This is a genomic window from Trichococcus palustris, from assembly GCF_900114465.1.
Classification (GTDB): Bacteria; Bacillota; Bacilli; order Lactobacillales; family Aerococcaceae; genus Trichococcus; species Trichococcus palustris.
In genome coordinates this window covers 1-18,540 of sequence record NZ_FOTD01000029.1, presented here as the reverse complement: position 1 = coordinate 18,540, position 18,540 = coordinate 1, and the positions used below count along the sequence as shown (strand labels likewise).

Genomic DNA, 18,540 nt, shown 5'->3' with positions numbered 1-18,540 from the left:
CGAAAGATCTCCTGGGAAAAGGCCAGACGAAACAGCTATCTGGATTCAAGAAGAGGGACGGCAAGAGCTTCTCGACCGCCTTGCTTTTGGGGAAAGACGAGTCCGGGAACTATGCCGTTTCCTTCAAACCATTCGCACCGCGGAAGAATGCGGCGACGAATGGCGTCAAGAAAAAAGCAAGCGCCAAGAAGACGCAATAGACAGAAAAGCTGAACGGGTTCGTTCAGCCCTGAGTGAGGAAACACTGTGACCTGAACGGTCAAGTGTATCATGCCTCTAAGCGATTGAAATCGCAAGAGTCATGACAATTTAGGAAATCGTGCGGGTAGCAACGCTCCTTGCAGTCGCCTTGTACTGGTAGTCTAAGGAATGAATTCCTAAGACTACCATGCAAATGAGCATCGTAGAGCGCAATGGGTGCGATTTATCTAATTTCCGAAGGGCTAACCCGTGAAGCTAGCCATCTTTTTTGATGCGTGGAACATTTTGCAATCCCGTGGAAAACTTAAGGTGATGCGCTTATCCAGTCAATAAATTTATGCTTTTCTACTAGACGGAAAAAAGGTATCCCAGGAACGTTTGCTCCTGGGGTACCTTTTTTGATATATTTTTTAGCCGAAGTAAGCGGGTTCGTCCGATAGCCTGACGGCAGTGCCGCTGCAGGTGACCATCAGCATGCCGTTATCGGCACCCAATACTTCATAATCCATTTTCGTGCCGACGACTGCATTGGCACCCCGTTCCTTAGCTCGCACTTCCATTTCCTCAAGGGCCTTTTCACGTGCGACCATCAGCTCATCTTCATAGCTCTTGGAACGGCCGCCGACGATATTGCGGATACCTGCCCCTAAGTCTTTAAAGACGTTGATGCCGGTGATGACTTCTCCGAAGACGATGCCTTCGTAGTGGGAAATTGTTTTTCCTTCGATATGGTAGGTTGTTGTAATGATCATGGTTGTTTCATCCTCTCTTTTCATCCATTACTGCTAGAGGCTAGCCTTTTCGGTTAGTGTCTTTGGATTATTTGAATATGCCTCCATTATAACAAATGTGCGAGGGGAATGAAAACGTTTCTATTGCTGCAGCTATATTTTGTGCTTTTTGTGACAAAGATGTGATTTTCCTGTCGGGATGATACAATGATAGGTATTCTGAAACCAGCCAAAAAAGGAGAACTGACCATGAAATTTGAAAAGATTCATCATGTTGCAATCATCGCTTCGGACTATGCAGCATCAAAAAAATTCTACACGGAAATATTGGAGTTGCCGATCATCCGCGAGAATTATCGCGCCGAAAGGGATTCCTATAAATTGGATCTGCAATTGGGGGAAAGTGAAATAGAATTGTTCTCGTTCCCGAATCCTCCTGCCAGACCGAGCACACCGGAAGCTGTCGGCTTACGTCATCTTTGTTTTTATGTGGATGACGTTGAAGCGGTCGTAGCTGAGCTGAACCGCAAAGGCGTAGAAACAGAGCCGATCCGTTTGGATGACTATACGAACAAGAAATTCACATTCTTCCAGGATCCGGATGGTCTGCCGCTGGAATTGCACGAATAGAAATGACTAGCCTGGGAAAAGTGATGCTGCCGTATTTGGTGGCATTATTTTTTTGCAACCAAAGGATAATCTGTAGATATTGATAAGATTTCCAAAGCTCTGAAGGCAAAATCGCCTCAGAGCTTTTTGACTTGCCCAGACGGTGGAAATCCGCTGAAGAATGGCATGTTATTAAATGTTTTTTGGAAAAGTTTACTAAAAATTACTGAGACATATAAGACGAGCCAATAAGGTTATATCTCATAGTTATTAAATGAAATATCAATATAATCCTGGTTTATATGAGTGATTCTTTATTTTTTGAAACGCTACCAAAAAACGGATTGACATAAGCGGAATGGGTGGGTATACTTTATTCAGTTAATGTTTACCTAAAGTTTAGTAAAAGTATTTCGGAGATTTATTAAAAGTGTGAACAGCACTTAAGAATCCCCGTTTAATGAAGTCGATTACTTCTGAAGGCCTATCAATTGGAAATAGAAAAGCAAATAGAGGAGCGTGTTATATATGGAGATGGAACAATTAAAGAAAAAGTTTGAAGATTTATTTGGGGATGCAGATTACAGGGCGTTCTTTGCACCCGGTCGGATCAACCTGATCGGCGAACACACCGATTATAACGGCGGTAATGTGTTCCCTTGTGCAATCACCCTAGGCACGTACGCAGTCGCTTCAAAAAATGACAACAACGAAATCCGCCTCTATTCGGAAAACTTCCCTGATATAGGTGTAATTACTTTTGATTTAACAGCTTTGGATTACAAGAAAGAGGATGTTTGGGCCAACTATTCGAAGGGCATGCTGAAGTATTTGAAGGAGGCCGGGCATGCCATCGACAGCGGACTGGACATGGTCATCCAAGGAGATATCCCTAATGGTTCCGGTCTTTCCTCCTCCGCATCCCTTGAATTGCTGACGGGCGTGGTGCTGGAAAACCTGTTCGACCTGAAGCTTGACCGTTTGGATCTCATCCAGACCGGAAAACGCGTGGAGAATGAATTCATCGGCGTGAACAGCGGCATCATGGACCAGTTCGCCGTTGGGATGGGCGAAAAAAATAAAGCCATTCTCTTGGATTGCAACACGCTGAAATACGAAATGATCCCAGTGGAACTTGGCAATCGTGCCATTGTCATCATGAACACGAAGAAACGCCGCGAATTGGTCGATTCCAAGTACAATGAACGCCGCAGTGAATGCGAACAAGCTTTAGCCCTGCTGCAGACCGTCGTCCCCATTTCCTCTTTGGGTGAATTGGATGAAGAGACGTTCGAAAAACATAAGGATGTGCTGAACAGTGATGTACTGTACAGACGCGCGCGCCATGCGGTCACCGAAAACCAACGGACATTGAGAGCCGCCACCGCCTTGAAGGCAGGCGACTTGGAAACATTCGGCAAGCTGATGAATCAATCGCATATTTCCTTGCGGGATGACTACGAAGTGACCGGTATCGAATTGGATACGTTGGCGGAAATAGCCTGGGAACAACCCGGTGTCTTGGGTGCGCGGATGACGGGAGCGGGCTTCGGCGGCTGCGGCATCGCCATCGTCGCGAAGGAAAACATATCGGCCTTCATCGAAAACGTAGGAGCTGTTTATGAACAAAAAATCGGCTATCCGGCTGCATTTTATATCGCGGAAATCAGCGATGGCGCGAAATTAATGGGGGGAAAATAAGGCATGGTGAAAAGTGGCAAGGGAGACACTATCGATCAAACGGTCGTCGATTTCATTGAAAACGGCATTCAGGCGGGGGACAGCGACGGAATGGACAGGATCGTTCTCAGGAATCAGTTGCTGCTGTTGATCGGGAAAGACGCTTTGGATACGCAACTGATGCCGACAACGCCCATGCCGGAACGGCTGGATTTATTGGATGTCCTTGTTGATTGGGCTGTTTCGGCCGGTACAATCCCTGATTATCAGTATTCCCGTGAAATATTGGAAGCGCAAATTATGTCCTTGGTCACGCCTTTACCGTCAGTGATGAATAGGTTTTTTTGGGGGAAATATAAGGAAAGCCCCAGGAAAGCTACCGATTATTTCTATCGCTTAAGTAAGAATAATGATTATATCAAAACAAGAAGTATTGCCAAAAACATCGCATTTAAACATCAGTCTGAATACGGTGAATTGGAAATAACCATTAATTTATCGAAACCTGAAAAAGATCCCAAACAAATTGCTTTGGCAAGGCATGCGTCCGAATCAGTGTATCCTGCTTGCCAATTGTGTATGGAAAATGAAGGTTATGCAGGACGTGTCGATCATCCGGCAAGAGGGAACCACCGGATTGTGAGGATGTCGCTGAATGGAGAACAATGGGGATTCCAATACTCACCGTATGCGTACTACGATGAACATTGCATCTTCTTGCTGAATGAACATAAACCCATGAAGTTGGATGGACATACATTCGGGAAATTGCTTGGCATTGTAACACAATTCCCACATTATTTTGTCGGTTCAAATGCAGACCTGCCAATTGTCGGGGGCTCCATTTTATCCCATGACCATTATCAAGGGGGAAAGCATACTTTCGCCATGGCTGAAGCCCCTATCGAGGTTCCCTTCAGAATGGGAAAATTCCCTTCGATTAGTGCAGGAATAGTCAAATGGCCGATGTCCGTCATTCGCTTGGTGGGGACGAACGAAGAGGAAATGGTGGAAGCGGCCACGTTTGTTTTAGCTGCCTGGAGAGGCTATTCTGACGAGCGCGTCGCTATCCTCGCTGAGTCCAATGGTACACCCCATAACACCATCACCCCTATCGCGCGCATGAGAGAGGGAAAATTTGAATTGGATTTGGTTCTGAGGAACAACCGGACATCGAAAGAATTTCCTGATGGCATATTTCATCCGCATCTAGATGTGCAGCATATCAAAAAGGAAAATATTGGCCTGATTGAAGTAATGGGCTTGGCTATTTTACCCCCACGACTAAAAGAAGAATTGCAAGAAGTTGAGAAATATCTTTTAGGTGAGGATGCGAATGTTGCCGAATATCATCAAGAGTGGGCAGACGGCTTGATGGCTAAGGGCCCACAAGCAGGTTCTGACGTTAAGCAATTGGTGAAAGATGAAGTAGGCGAAGCCTTTTTGAAGGTGCTTCAAGATGCGGGTGTGTTTAAACGGACAGAAGAAGGGCAAAAGGCTTTCATGAATTTTGTGGATACGTTGCGCTGAGCCAGCTATCCAAAGAATGATGGATAAAGAGAGAGGGATTTTATGTCAGTTTTAGTTACAGGCGGAGCCGGCTATATCGGCAGCCATACCGTTGTGGAAATGTTAAACGCAGGTTATGAAGTAGTCATCGTGGACAACTACTCGAACAGCAAACCGGAAGTGTTGAACCGCATCCAAACAATCACGGGGAAAACACCGACTTTTTATGAAGTCGACGTATTGGATAAAGAGTCTTTGGACGCCGTCTTTGAAAAGGAAGCCATCGATTCCGTCATCCATTTCGCGGGCTTCAAGGCGGTAGGCGAGTCGGTTTCCAAACCGATCGAATATTACCACAATAACATCACCAGCTCGCTGGTCTTGTGCGACGTGATGCGCAATCACGGCGTGAAAAAGATCGTCTTCAGCTCTTCGGCGACCGTCTACGGCATGAACAATGTGTCGCCGTTGACGGAGGATCTGCCGACCAGCGCAACGAATCCTTACGGCTACACCAAAGTGATGATCGAACAGATCCTGCAGGATGTCGCTGTTTCCGATGCGGAATGGAGCATCGCTCTGCTGCGTTACTTCAATCCGATCGGGGCGCATGCATCCGGCTTGATCGGCGAAGATCCGACCGGCATCCCGAACAATTTGATGCCGTACATCACGCAAGTCGCCGTCGGCAAACTGCCGCGCTTGAGCGTCTTCGGCAACGACTATGACACGCCGGACGGCACAGGCGTGCGCGACTACATCCACGTCGTCGATTTGGCGCAAGGCCACATCAAGGCATTGGAGAAAGTCCAAGATACGAACGGCGTGGGCATCTACAACCTGGGTACCGGCACAGGCTACAGCGTATTGGATTTGGTGCACAACTTCGAAGAAGCCAACGGCGTGGAAATTCCTTACGTCATCGTCGACAGACGCCCCGGTGATGTGGCGACCTGTTATGCGGACGCAACCAAAGCACGCGAAGAACTGGGCTGGACGGCCAAAAATACCTTGGCTGACATGTGCCGCGATTCCTGGAACTGGCAAAAAAACAATCCGAACGGATACGAAGAAGCTTAGATAAACGAAAAGACTGCGTCAAAAATAGGGGACATGCTCTTATGTCGGATTGCGTCAACTTTGGTTATATCTTCTTCAAGGATTCGGATAACTTGCCATTGGCAGAGCATGAATAGTATATATCAACAAAAAAGTAATGCCGCCTAACTGGTGGCATTACTTTTTTAAGTGAAAGTTATAGATTGTCAACCACCCATGACTGAAGTCGCAGGTCTCCGAAAACTAAAAATCATGAACAGCAAGTGATTGGTCATAATCAGAATGCAGCAAGAAAAAACAGTAAACCGGAAATCTAATGAAAGCCTTTACTTTATTTGTGTAAGCGTTATAATGAAAAGATAGAAAATTTGAGGTGATGAGATGTATCAACCGGCAGAAGATCGATATGAAAAAATGATTTACAATCGAGTAGGCAACAGCGGATTAAAATTACCAGCCATCTCGCTAGGCTTATGGCATAATTTCGGCGAAGTGGATCTGTTTGAAAATTCTCGCAAGATGATTCACCGTGCATTCGATTTGGGAATCACTCATTTTGACTTGGCGAATAATTACGGTCCGCCGCCAGGCAGTGCGGAGGAAACTTTCGGGAAAATCCTGAAAAAAGATCTGCTTCCTTACCGCGATGAGCTGATCATCTCCAGCAAGGCGGGATATGATATGTGGCCAGGTCCCTATGGGGAATGGAGCTCAAAAAAATATTTGACAGCCAGCATCGATCAAAGCCTGAAACGGATGGGGTTGGATTATGTGGATATCTTCTATTCCCATCGCCCGGATCCGGACACCCCGTTTGAAGAAACAGCTCAAGCGTTGGATCTGATGGTCCGCCAAGGAAAAGCCTTATACATCGGCATCTCGAGCTATTCTGCAGATCAGACCGCCGAAATAACCGCCATCTTTAAAGACTTGAAGACACCGTTCATCATCCATCAGCCCAATTACAATATGTATGACCGCTGGATCGAAGACGGATTGCAGGATGTCCTGGCAGCCAATAAATTGGGCAGCATCGTATTCAGCCCGTTGGCGCAAGGCATGCTGACGGACCGCTACCTAAAGGGCATCCCGGAAGATTCACGTGCGGGACGTACATCCTCACCGTTCTTGAATGCCGAAAAAGTGGAGGAGACCATCGAAAAATCAAGGGCCCTGAATGAAATAGCGAAACGCCGCGGCCAGACGCTGGCTGAAATGGCTGTAGCCTGGGTTTTACGTGATGGAAAAGTCACAAGCGTGCTGATTGGCGCAAGCAAAGTCAGCCAAATCGATGATAACGTCAAAGCCTTGGAAAACCTTGCTTTCAGCAATGAAGAGTTGGATGAAATCGAAGCGATATTGGCAAATTAAATGATTGGAATAGCTTCTCGAACGGTGCTTAACAGCCCTTCGAAAAGCTATTTTTTTCTTTTCGCGCTCTTTTTTCTTAGCGCCCCGTTGATTCCAGGGAAAGGGGAGCTTTTTCTGCTTCGGCAGTCCTCCGGAAGAGGTGCACATGCAAAAAAGGCGTTTTATCTGATGGACACCTTGCGGTCAGACTGGAAATTCGGTAGAGTTAAGAGTGATGCCGAGAGCGCTGAAATTCTGTTCCGGCAAAGGGAAATATAGGATTAATAAAAAGAACGGAGGAATAGGATGTCCAGTAGAAGAAAAGGACAGATTGGCCTAATGTTTGTCACTGTCATATGGGGCTCCGGCTTTGCCATCAGCTCCATAGCGTTGGAGTATTTTTCGCCTTATCAAATTTTGACCATGCGGTTTTTGTTGGCCTTCTTGATGATGGTGGGATTTTTTTCGGGGCAGTTGAAGCATGCCACACAAAAAACATACGTCAGAGGGATCGGGTTAGGGGTGATTCTTTATATTGCCTTTCTGTTTCAGACGGTGGGGCTGGTCTATACCACGCCTTCAAAGAATGCTTTTTTGACGGCGTTCAATGTGGTGTTGGTTCCGTTCATCGGGGCGCTGTTCTTCAAAAAGAGGATTACGGCGCCGGCCATAATGGGGGCATTGCTGTCCATCACTGGGATAGCGGTGATATCGTTGACCGACTTCGATACGATCAATTTGGGCGATATGCTGACATTGCTATGTGCGTTATTTTTTGCGCTGCAGATCATCTGTACGAATCTGTTCGTGCTGGGCGAAAATGTCTATGCCTTGAACACGATACAGATGGGCACCGCCGCTTGTTGCGGCTTGGTTGTTTCCCTTTTCAGGCAGGAATTTGTGCTGCCCTCTGAAACGGAAGGTTATTTCTCCATTCTCTTCCTGGGGGCCGTCAGCACGATGCTCGCTTTTTTGATCCAATCTGCCTCTCAGCAATACACGAAAGAAACGGAAACAGCCATCATTCTGTCGATGGAAGCCGTATTCGGGATGATCTTTTCGGCTCTGTTCATCAAGGAACAGATAACGATCCGGATGCTCATCGGGGCAATGTTGATCTTGACGGGTGTGCTCGTCGTCGAACTGAAGCCGCGAAGTAAGAAGGGCTTTGACAGAATCGTCAATGGTGTGGAGAGCGTTGGATTGAATGGAAAAGCACAACCAAATGAATGAGGAAAGCGATGCCGAAAAAATGTCGGCATCGCTTTTATTATGGCTTTCGATTTGATTGTAAAAAGAATGAAACATGAGCTTGAAAGCGGTATAATAGAGGGGCGTGATGAAGGCCGTTTTTTTCTAGCAAGTTTGGACCCAGAAAACGTATTTTCAGAGCGAAACAGTAGATGTTAAAGAAACCTTAATAGGAGTGAAGAAAATGTTAGTAGGAGCAATTGAAGCAGGCGGAACGAAATTTGTATGTGCAGTCGGAAACGAAAAGAATGAGTTATTGGAACGGGTATCTTTTCCAACGACAACGCCAGAAGAAACCATGAAACAGGTCTTTGCCTTTTTTGATCGATTTGAGTTAGCGGCCATAGGGATCGGTTCGTTCGGACCAATCGACGTGAAGCCGGATTCCGCTACTTACGGCTATGTCCTTTCCACACCTAAATTAGCCTGGAAGGACTACAACTTTTTGGGTGACATGAAAGAACGCTACGATATACCGATGGGCTGGACGACCGATGTGAACGCTGCAGCATTGGGAGAATCCGCTATGGGTGCTGCAAAAGGTTTACGGAATACTATGTATATCACGATTGGAACAGGTGTTGGTGCCGGTGCGATTGTCGACGGGAAGATTTTGGAAGGCATCGGTCATCCGGAAATGGGCCATCTATTAGTGCGTCCGCATGAGCACGACCATTACAAAGGGTTTTGCCCATACCATGGCAATTGTTTGGAGGGAATGGCTGCAGGCCCATCGATAGACGGTCGTTTGGGAAAAGCCGGTAAAGATATCGATCCGACCGATGAAGTCTGGGATTTTGTGGCCTATTATATCGGCCAAGCATTGGAAGCGTATACGGTCATTTTGCGTCCGGAACGGATTGTCCTCGGTGGCGGCGTGATGAAGGTTCCCGGCATGTTGGAGAAGATCAAAACGCAATTCACGACACTGTTGGCGGACTACGTTCCGGTGCCGGCGGTGGATGATTATCTTGTGACGCCGGGATTTGGCGACGATGCCGGAATCACCGGCGCCATCATCCTGGCGAACCAGAGTGTAGAGAAATAGGGGAAATGAAAGGTGTGTCCAAATGAAGAAATTGAAATGGGCGATTCTGGGGACCGGGCAAATCGCTTCGGAATTCGCATCGCGATTCTCAGCGGAGAGAGCGGAGTTGGTAGCGGTGGCTTCCCGGACGAGCGGAAAAGCGCAAGCCTTTGCTGAAAAATATGCCATCCCCGTATCCTACGGCGACTATGCGGAACTGCTGGCGGATGCCTCGGTAGACGTGGTCTATATTGCCGTACCGCATAGCCACCATTACCCATTGATCAAGGCGAGCCTGGAAGCGGGGAAACATGTGTTGTGCGAGAAGGTCATCACGATCAATAAAGCGCAGCTGGATGAAGTTGTGCATTTGGCCGAGGAAAAGGGGATCTACCTTTCTGAAGCGATGACGCTCTACCATATGCCGCTTTATCGCGAACTCAATGACTGGATAAAGACGCACGATATAGGCCCCCTGAAAATGATCCAGGCTTCTTTCGGTAGCTTCAAAGATACAGACCCATCCGTCTATTATTTCAATAAGGATTTGGCCGGCGGGGCATTGTTCGATATCGGGACATACGCGTTATCCTTTGTTCGCAACTTCATGAGCAGTAAGCCGATAGAAGTTTTGACGATGGGAAATCTACATGAATCCGGTGTGGATGAGTCTTCCGCCATCATCCTACGTAATGCTGAGAATGAGTTGGCGACCGTGTCACTGACTTTCCACGCGAAAATGCCGAAACAAGGCATTGTGGCATTTGAAAAGGGCTTCTTCACGATCATGGATTATCCAAGGCCGACAAAAGCCGCCTTCACTTCTTTTGACGGGAAAGAAACCTTATTTGAAGCGGGGGAATACGCCCAGAGTTTAAATTATGAGTTGGCGGCTTTCACCGACATGGTTTTGGATGGGGCTCATAATAGCACCATTGGCTATACGCAAGATGTACTGGAAGTGATGGATACTGTCCGCAAAGAATGGGGACTGGTCTATCCGTTCGAGTAAAAATTTAAGGAATAAAACAGCGCAGGCTTTTCGATTGGAAGAAAAGCCTGCGCTGTTTTTATGATGGATCAACTATTTTTGGGACCAGGTGTGGATGCGATCAGTTGCATCGTGCCGGACAATGTCCAGGATTCCACTGGGTTAGGGATGATGAAATGCTCCCCTTTGTTTAATGGATGTGCCTTTCCGCCGATCCTCAGTGTCCCTGTACCTTCTAGGACGCTCGCGAGCGTATAAGGGGCGGTCTTGTTGAAAGTCACTTCCGTTTGAATATCCCATTTGTATACGGTGAAATAATCGCTTTGGATAAAGGTGGTCAACACATTTGGCCCTTCTTTTACGGTTTCGAAATGGTTCACAGCATCCCGGTGCGGTATCATCGAGACGTCGATGGATTGCTGGATATGCAGATCGCGGGTATTGCCTTCGTCGTCTTTGCGGTCGAAGTCATATACTCTGTAGGTTGTGTTGCTGCTCTGTTGGGTCTCCAAAATGGTGATGCCGCCTCCGATGGCGTGGATGGTTCCGCTAGGGACGAAGAAAAAGTCGCCTTTTTTCACTTTGACGTGGCGCAACAACTCTTCCCATTTGCCGTCAGCGATCATCCCAGCAAATTCGTCTTTTGTTTTGGCGTTATGGCCATAGATGATTTCGGCATCCTCATCGGCATCGATGATGTACCAACATTCTGTTTTTCCTAATTCGCCTTCATGCTCCAGCCCGTAAGCGTCATCCGGATGGACTTGGACGGATAGGGCTTCCGCTGCATCGATGATTTTTGTCAACAAAGGGAAGACCGGGGAAGCGGGATTACCAAAAAGTTCCGGATGTTCCGCATAGAGAACGTCCAATTTTATGCCGGCATACTCCCCGTTTTCGACAGCGCCTATACCGTCCGGGTGGGCACTGATGGCCCAGCATTCACCGGTGTGCTCGCTGGGAATGTCATAACCGTAAATGTCGCGCAGCTTGGTGCCGCCCCAGATTTTTTCTTGCAGGACAGGTTGAATAAATAAAGGTTCTTGCATGATTTTCCTCCTAAAAATAAGTTTTTATATTCGGTTGCTGGAATGGTTTTGTTCTAAGCGCAATCCATCGTATCCTATTAGTTGAACTCTGAAATGCAGAAAAAGCTGCATCATTTGTCGTGGTACAACAATTGCGAAAGACCTCAAACGTCGCACTGTGATGTTTGAGTGCCTAAGCCGTCTAGTCCGCATGGGCAAAAACCGGCCCATTTACGGCTAGCCCTCTTAGTGCTCATCCCCTGGACGCATTTCATCGTATCCTACTTAGTCGAGTTCTGATTCGCAGATACCGCTACCGTTTTGTCATGGTTCTTGCGATTTCAATCGCTTAGAACCATGATACACTTGAACGGCACGGTCACAGTGCTTCCTTTTAGGGTTGTCCACAAAAGAGGTGAACAGCCCGTGTTTGCTCCAACGTACGGGTATCTAAACGCGAATCATCTCATCCTATTAGTTGAACTCTGAATTGCAGAACGGACATCCACTTCACACCCTAGGCCAAAATCTGAAAACCACAGATTTTGGTCTAGGGTGCTCCAGTGATTCCGTTCTAAGCGCAATCCATCGTATCCTATTGTTTGAGGATGTCGGTGATGGTATATGATCTTGTGTCGTAGCGGCTGCGGGAGGTGGAATATTCGAATGGCGTCCCGTTCGTCAGGTAAACGACCTGCTCGACTTCCAGAATGGGTGTGTGCTCATCGCAGATCAGTTCCTGCCAATCCAATTTATTGGATTTATCGGCATGGATTTTCCGGTATGCGCCACCGATTTTCAATCCCAACGTATCGCGGATATGATTGTAGATGGAATGGTTGATGATATCTTCCGTCAGATCACGGACCAGGTTTGCCACAAAATAGGTGTTTTCCAGGATATAGGGCTTATCATCGATGATCCTCAGCCGTTCAAGGTGGTAGACAGGTTGGTTGTCTTCGAGCATCAGCAGGCTCTTGATATTTTCAGGAGGAAACAGAATGTCGAAGGTGATGATTTTACTTTTGATGGTTTTATTCGGGAACTGCTTGGAGAGACCGGCATATTCGTCCACCTTTGAGTCTCCGCTGTTCCAAAGTGCGCTTTTGATGACGAATGTTCCGACGCCGCGTTTACGGAAAAGCAGGCCTTCCATGGCTATCATATCGATCGCTTTTTTGAGTGTCATCCGGCTGACGCCGAATTCTTCAGCCAGAGCGATTTGATCAGGAAGCATTTCATCCTCTGCGTAATCGCCGTCAACGATGCGGCGACGGAGTTCGTCGGCAATTTCTTGGTATTTTTTCATCATTTCATCCTCCCTGCAGCTAAACGTTTTCAATCATTATTATAGCGTAATGGCTATACATGATACAACTAAACCTTTACTTTCCAGATACAAAGTAAAGGCAAGAAGGCCCGGAGCAGCTGCTCCAGGCCCTTGCCGTGAAAGTATATCTTGTCGCACCGGGTATTATCTAGCTTTTTGATTCTGCGCCTTGGAAAGAGGCTGTCCTTGATTCAGGAACGTTTTCTTCTGATGTAGCCAGGATGTTGGCTCTGTCGACCACTTTCAAGAATGGATACCACATCAACCCGACGATTGCGAAGTCGATCAGCTGCAGCACGCCACCCATGACGGAGTTTGTGGCCATCATCCCACTGAAGAATAACGGAACCGTCCATGGAACCGTGACGCCTGTCGGAGTCGGGAATAATCCTGAGGCCATGGATAAGTAATTTACGGTCGTGACGACTAGAGGCGTCAAAATCCAAGGGATAGCGATAGATGCGTTCAATACAATCGGCAATCCGAAGATGACCGGTTCGTTAACGTTGAAGATTCCTGGCCCGAGCGCCAAACGGCCGATGTCCTTCATTTGACGGCTCTTCATGACGAAAGCCATCAAGATGACAACCATCAAGGTCATGCCGGAACCGCCCAATCCGACCGTGAATGTTTCCATGAATGGTTTTGTGATGATGTGCGGTAAAGCTTCGCCGGCTTTAAAGGCATCCAAATTTTCCAAAGCCAATGTGTTCCAGATCGGATCCATGACGGAGTTGACGATGATTTGGCCATGCAAACCGAAGAACCAAAGAATTTGCACGAAGAAGAGCGAAACTAAGGTGGCAGGCAAGCCGCTGCCCAGACCGACAAGCGGTTTTTGGATGACCGTGTAAACGACATCGTGCAAGTTTGTTGTGAAGACCCCTGAAACCAAGGCGTTCAGCAACAAGAAGAGGGTAAGTGTGGAAATTGCCGGGATCAGGGAAGCGAATGAGCGGGCAACTGCATCGGGAACGCCTTCTGGCATTTTGATGACGATGCCTTTTTTCGTGATCCGTACGTAAATTTCGGCTGCGATGAAGGCAGCCAACATGCCGATGAACATCCCTTTAGCGCCTAAGCGATCCAAGGAAAGGGCACCGCTGACTGCAGCACCATTAGCAGTCGTAAAGCTGAACGGCGTCAAAATCAAGTAGGAAGCCAACGAAACAGCCCCACCGAAGACGCCATCCTCATCGTAGGAACGGGTCAGGTAATACCCGATACCGAAAGTGATGAAGATCGTCATGATGGACATGGTCGCGTTTTGGCCATTGCCGAATAAGCCGCCCAACGTCCCTTTCGTGTCATCGCTCCAGAAGGGCAGGTTGTTCAACACGACTATGATGGATCCGAACATGGTAAGCGGGAAAGAAAGCATAAACGCATCGCGTAATACGGCAAGATATCTGTTCGAGCCGAGCTTGCCGGCGAAGGGTGTCAATTTTTCCGCTAATGTATCAACAAAATTATTCATTTTTTTAATTTCCTTTCCATAGAAACCTTATGCGTCAAAACCATTATTGTCTGATACTTCTTTGAACCAGTGACCACTTTTCTTGATGGTGCGTTTTCCTTTTTGATCCAAGTCGACGGCGATGAAGCCATATCTGTTTTTATAGGCGTTCGTCCATGACCAGTTATCCATGCATGTCCACATGTGGTAGCCTTTCACGTTGCAGCCTTCTTGGAGAGCCTGATGGACATATTTCAGATGACCTTGGACAAATGCGATCCGATAATCATCTTCGATCATGCCATCCGCATTGACGTAACGTTCTTCGCCTTCCACACCCATCCCGTTTTCGGAGATGAAGCAAGGAATATTGCCATAGTTGTCGCGTACATTGATCAAGCAGTCGTAGATCCCTTTTTCATATATTTCCCAACCGCGGTACGGATTCATTTTCCGATCCGGCCAGATGTAATTGTCGAAATAATCATCCGGCATCGGTTTGTCGGACAGCCTTTCGCTGCTTTCTTTCTTCTTGATTCTTCTTGGCTGATAGTAGTTGATGCCCAGCAAATCAATCGTATTGTTTCTGATAAGTTCTAATTCTTCTGCTGTGTGTTCGGGAAGATAATCCAATGATTTCAATAACGAGACAAAATCTTCCGGGAACGTGCCTTTGATGGCAGGATCCAAGAAAGACCGGTTGAAGAAGGCGTCAGCCAATTCAGCTGCTTTCACATCTTCGGGGTCATCCGGATTGCGCGGATAGCTCGGCGTCAAATTCAGGACGATGCCGATTTGCCCGCCAAGCTTCATTTCATGATAGATTTTGATTGCTTTTGCGCTCGCCAAACTTTCATGATACCCTACTTGGACGGCTTTTTGCATATCTACGATGCTAGGGTAGTGGAATTGATACAGATAACCGCCTTCCACCGGGACGATTGGTTCATTGTGGGTAAACCATTTTTTCACGCGGTCGCCGAACAGCTCGAAACAGGTCCGTGCGTAGGCGGCGTAGGCTTCCACAACCTCTTTGCTTTCCCATCCTCCTTTCTGTTGCAATGACAACGGCATATCAAAGTGATAAAGATTAATGAAAGGTTCGATGCCGTTGGCCAGCAGTTCGTCGATGTAGCTGTTGTAGAAAGCGACTGCCTTTTGGTTGACTTCACCGGTTCCGGTTGGGATCAGACGGCTCCATTGGATGGATGTGCGGTACGAATTGTGTCCCGTCACTTTCATTAATGCGATATCCTCTTTGTAGCGATCGTATACATAGGATGTATTTTCTGGACCAACACCATTGAAAAAGATTTCCGGATTTTGTTTATACCAGTAATCCCAGATGTTTTCCCCTTTGCCATCGCCAGCTACAGTCCCTTCTGTTTGTGGGCCGCTGGCTGCTGACCCCCACCAAAATGCTGCAGGAAATTCGTATTTCATCTAAACAACTCCTTTTGCATGTCTATACATAACAACAAAAAGAATTATACAAAACAAAATAACGTATTGCAACCGATTTCAGTTGAAAATGTGAAATTTTTTTATTATCCATTTTTTTTCTTAGTTCAGAAGGGAAAAAGCAGCTGGAATGTGGTATAAACAGGTTAAACAAGTAGGAGGCGATCTTTAGTGAAGATAGGAGTCATTGGTATAGGTAATATTGCTCAGAAGGCTTATTTGCCGGTGATGGTTGAGATGCAGGATACGATCGAGTGGCATTTATGTTCCAGAAATCAAGAGGCTTTGGAATCTATCGGCAAGAAATATGGCTTTAACCATCTGTATGTATCGATAGAAGAATGGTTGGACAGCGGTATTGAAGCGGCTTTCGTTCATGTGGCAACAGTCGCACATGGGGAAATCATCCGCACGCTGCTGGAACGCGGCATCCCTGTCTATGTGGACAAACCCATCAGCGATCGGCTGGAGGAAACAAAAGAATTGATCGAATTGGCGGATGCGAAAGGATTGCTATTGACGGCCGGCTTCAATCGCCGTTTGGCGCCGTTGGTCCAGCGCTTGAAAGAGATACCCGATAAAAAAATGATCATCATCCAAAAGGACAGGGTCAAGAATGTCGAAGAGGTCCGTTTCGCCATCTATGATTCCTTCATTCATATTGCGGATACCGCCTTATATTTGCTGGATGATGAAGTTGTTTCGGTCCAATCCCATATTGTTGAAAAGGACGGGGAATTGAAGCGCGTATGGCTCGTGCTCGAAACGAATACAACCAGCTGCTTTGTTTCGATGAATTACGAAGCGGGTGCCAATCAGGAAGTGATGGAAGTACAGAGTTTGGAAGGGGTTGTGCGGGTCATGAATTTGACCGACATGACGATCACTCGGAAAGGTGAGAAACAGATTGTATCTTTTGAAGATTGGGAAGGGACACTCCGCAAGCGTGGATTTGCGCCGTTGATCCATGAGTTCGTTGAGGGGATCGCAAAGAAAGAGAACCCTGTCTCGACAGAGTCCGCCTATCTGAGTCACTCGCTATGTGAGAAAATACTGACTGATAATGGGTTTTGAAAGCGGTAAACATCAGGACAGGCCTTCCAAGAATAGCTTGAGAACACTGCTTTTTTTTAAAAATCATTTTCGATAATTATTCTATATTGTCTTGTTACCGTGATTTTAGGTTATTTTGTTTATATACGTGCATCAATTTGGTATAATAGCATGGAACCGACCGCAGGACATCCATTGGAATTCCTGCTGCTTAAAATAGTCTTATTCTTTTCGCGGGAACAATTCTTTGAACTGCAGTTCATTGAGGAATGTGTGACGGCAGATGGAATTTTTTATCTGTTAAGAACGCTTTCTGGATAGTTGACCGTTTGATTGCGTTCTATTTTTTTTATCAAGGTTTTTCGGCTAGACAATATAAATATACTAGATTCACTATTTTGAGGAGGAAAAAAATGTTTGATCAAATCGATGAGTTAGCAGTAAACGCAGTTCGTACACTAAGTATAGATGCTGTACAAAAGGCAAATTCAGGACACCCCGGTTTACCGATGGGTGCAGCTCCAATGGCGTATGCTTTATGGACAAAGCATTTAAAAGTTAATCCTAAAAATAGCCAATGGGCAGACCGGGACCGTTTCGTCCTATCTGCTGGACATGGTTCCTCTATGTTGTATAGCCTGTTGCACTTGGCTGGCTTCAATGTGAGCCTGGATGACGTGAAAAACTTCCGTCAATTCGGCAGTAAAACACCGGGACATCCGGAAGTGCATGATACAGATGGCGTGGAAGCGACTACTGGTCCTTTGGGACAAGGGATCGCCAATGCAGTCGGTTTTGCGATGGCAGAAGCACATTTAGCGGCTACCTACAACAAAGAGAATTTCCCGGTTGTGGATCATTATACGTACTTCCTGAACGGCGATGGCGATTTGATGGAAGGGATCTCCCATGAAGCGGCAAGCTTGGCAGGTCATCTGAAATTGGGCAAACTGATCGGTTTGTATGATTCCAATGACATCTCATTGGATGGACCGACTTCAAAATCCTTTACCGAAGACGTTGGAGCTCGTTTCGAAGCTTACGGCTGGCAACATATTTTGGTGAAAGACGGCAATGATTTGGAAGCCATCTCGAAAGCAATCGAAGAAGCGAAAGCTGAAACAGAGAAGCCGACCTTGATCGAAATCAAAACAATCATCGGCTTCGGCGCTCCCGGTGCGGGAACGCATAAAGTGCACGGCGCTCCTCTTGGAGCGGAAGGCGTCGCTTCTGCGAAAGCAGCCTACGGCTATTCCGATGAAGCTTTCTTTGTACCGGAGGAAGTCACAGCCCGTTTCAACGAAACGATGGTTGACAAAGGACAAAAAGCGGAAGCGGAATGGACAGCGTTGTTCAACGACTACAAAGCGGCTTATCCGGAATTGGCGCAACAATTCGAAACAGCACTGGCGGGCAAATTACCTGAAGGATGGCAAGCAAAATTACCGGTCTATGAAGTGGGAAGCCCTGCGAAAGCAAGCCGTGTAACCAGCGCGGAAGCCATCCAAGCATTGGGTGAAGCTGTCCCTTATTTCTGGGGCGGTTCGGCGGACTTGTCTTCTTCAAACAACACAATGATCAAAGCAGCGACCGATTTTGAGCCTGGCAACTATGCGGGACGCAATATCTGGTACGGTGTGCGTGAATTCGCAATGGCAGCCATCATGAACGGGATCGTTCTGCACGGCGGAACAAGAACGTATGTAGGGACATTCTTCGTCTTCACGGACTACTTGCGTCCAGCTATGCGTCTGGCGGCTATCTCTCATTTACCGGCTACCTATGTGATGACACATGACTCGAT

At 47.0% G+C, this 18,540-nt stretch carries 16 protein-coding genes; 11 read left to right on the top strand and 5 right to left on the bottom strand.

What is annotated here, in order from left to right; all coding sequences use genetic code 11:
* Window positions 1–200 (top strand): topoisomerase C-terminal repeat-containing protein (locus tag BM101_RS14180; RefSeq protein ID WP_177194521.1); only part of this gene is annotated, 200 nt, incomplete at its 5' end.
* Window positions 201–611: 411 nt separating this feature from the next.
* Here BM101_RS14180 and BM101_RS12830 read toward each other — a convergent pair.
* Window positions 612–953 carry a putative heavy metal-binding protein gene (locus tag BM101_RS12830; protein WP_087032677.1) on the bottom strand — a complete coding sequence of 114 codons (342 nt, stop codon included), beginning with the start codon at window positions 951–953 and terminating at the stop codon, window positions 612–614.
* A gap of 228 nt (window positions 954–1,181) precedes the next feature.
* Between BM101_RS12830 and gloA2 the strand changes: the two genes are divergently transcribed.
* The 8 genes from gloA2 to BM101_RS12785 all read left to right on the top strand — a co-directional run bounded on the left by gloA2 (window position 1,182) and on the right by BM101_RS12785 (window position 10,429).
* Complete coding sequence (gene gloA2 / locus BM101_RS12825) at window positions 1,182–1,562, top strand: SMU1112c/YaeR family gloxylase I-like metalloprotein (RefSeq protein ID WP_087032679.1); 381 nt, start codon at window positions 1,182–1,184, stop codon at window positions 1,560–1,562.
* 507 nt (window positions 1,563–2,069) lie between these two features.
* Window positions 2,070–3,242 carry a galactokinase gene (locus BM101_RS12820; protein ID WP_087032681.1) on the top strand — a complete coding sequence of 391 codons (1,173 nt, stop codon included), beginning with the start codon at window positions 2,070–2,072 and terminating at the stop codon, window positions 3,240–3,242.
* A 3-nt stretch (window positions 3,243–3,245) separates the two neighbouring features.
* Complete coding sequence (gene galT / locus BM101_RS12815) at window positions 3,246–4,751, top strand: UDP-glucose--hexose-1-phosphate uridylyltransferase (protein WP_087032682.1); 1,506 nt, start codon at window positions 3,246–3,248, stop codon at window positions 4,749–4,751.
* A 42-nt stretch (window positions 4,752–4,793) separates the two neighbouring features.
* Entirely contained in the window at window positions 4,794–5,810 is a 1,017-nt protein-coding gene (gene galE, locus BM101_RS12810) for a UDP-glucose 4-epimerase GalE (protein ID WP_087032684.1), read from the top strand.
* Between the two features lie 360 nt (window positions 5,811–6,170).
* A complete protein-coding gene (gene mgrA / locus BM101_RS12805) occupies window positions 6,171–7,160 on the top strand; it encodes an L-glyceraldehyde 3-phosphate reductase (protein ID WP_087032686.1) in 990 nt (329 codons plus the stop codon).
* A 285-nt stretch (window positions 7,161–7,445) separates the two neighbouring features.
* Entirely contained in the window at window positions 7,446–8,372 is a 927-nt protein-coding gene (locus BM101_RS12795; RefSeq protein ID WP_087032690.1) for a DMT family transporter, read from the top strand.
* A 202-nt stretch (window positions 8,373–8,574) separates the two neighbouring features.
* Entirely contained in the window at window positions 8,575–9,438 is an 864-nt protein-coding gene (locus tag BM101_RS12790) for an ROK family protein (protein ID WP_087032692.1), read from the top strand.
* 22 nt (window positions 9,439–9,460) lie between these two features.
* Window positions 9,461–10,429 carry a Gfo/Idh/MocA family protein gene (locus tag BM101_RS12785; RefSeq protein ID WP_087032694.1) on the top strand — a complete coding sequence of 323 codons (969 nt, stop codon included), beginning with the start codon at window positions 9,461–9,463 and terminating at the stop codon, window positions 10,427–10,429.
* A gap of 68 nt (window positions 10,430–10,497) precedes the next feature.
* Here BM101_RS12785 and manA read toward each other — a convergent pair whose 3' ends face one another.
* From manA to BM101_RS12765, 4 genes are all read right to left on the bottom strand, one after another.
* Window positions 10,498–11,457, bottom strand: coding sequence for a mannose-6-phosphate isomerase, class I (gene manA / locus BM101_RS12780; RefSeq protein WP_087032696.1), 960 nt, complete (start codon window positions 11,455–11,457; stop codon window positions 10,498–10,500).
* A 574-nt stretch (window positions 11,458–12,031) separates the two neighbouring features.
* Window positions 12,032–12,745 carry a GntR family transcriptional regulator gene (locus BM101_RS12775; protein WP_087032697.1) on the bottom strand — a complete coding sequence of 238 codons (714 nt, stop codon included), beginning with the start codon at window positions 12,743–12,745 and terminating at the stop codon, window positions 12,032–12,034.
* Between the two features lie 169 nt (window positions 12,746–12,914).
* Window positions 12,915–14,243 (bottom strand): PTS cellobiose transporter subunit IIC, encoded by a 1,329-nt coding sequence (gene celB, locus BM101_RS12770; protein WP_087032699.1) that lies wholly within the window; start codon window positions 14,241–14,243, stop codon window positions 12,915–12,917.
* Between the two features lie 27 nt (window positions 14,244–14,270).
* Window positions 14,271–15,665: a glycoside hydrolase family 1 protein gene (locus BM101_RS12765; RefSeq protein WP_087032701.1), complete on the bottom strand. Its 1,395-nt coding sequence runs from the start codon at window positions 15,663–15,665 to the stop codon at window positions 14,271–14,273.
* A gap of 189 nt (window positions 15,666–15,854) precedes the next feature.
* Between BM101_RS12765 and BM101_RS12760 the strand changes: the two genes are divergently transcribed.
* Window positions 15,855–16,757, top strand: a complete 903-nt coding sequence (locus tag BM101_RS12760; protein ID WP_087032703.1) for a Gfo/Idh/MocA family protein — start codon at window positions 15,855–15,857, stop codon at window positions 16,755–16,757.
* 392 nt (window positions 16,758–17,149) lie between these two features.
* On the top strand, window positions 17,150–18,540 hold a 1,391-nt coding region (locus BM101_RS12755; protein ID WP_093399871.1), incomplete at its 3' end, for a transketolase family protein.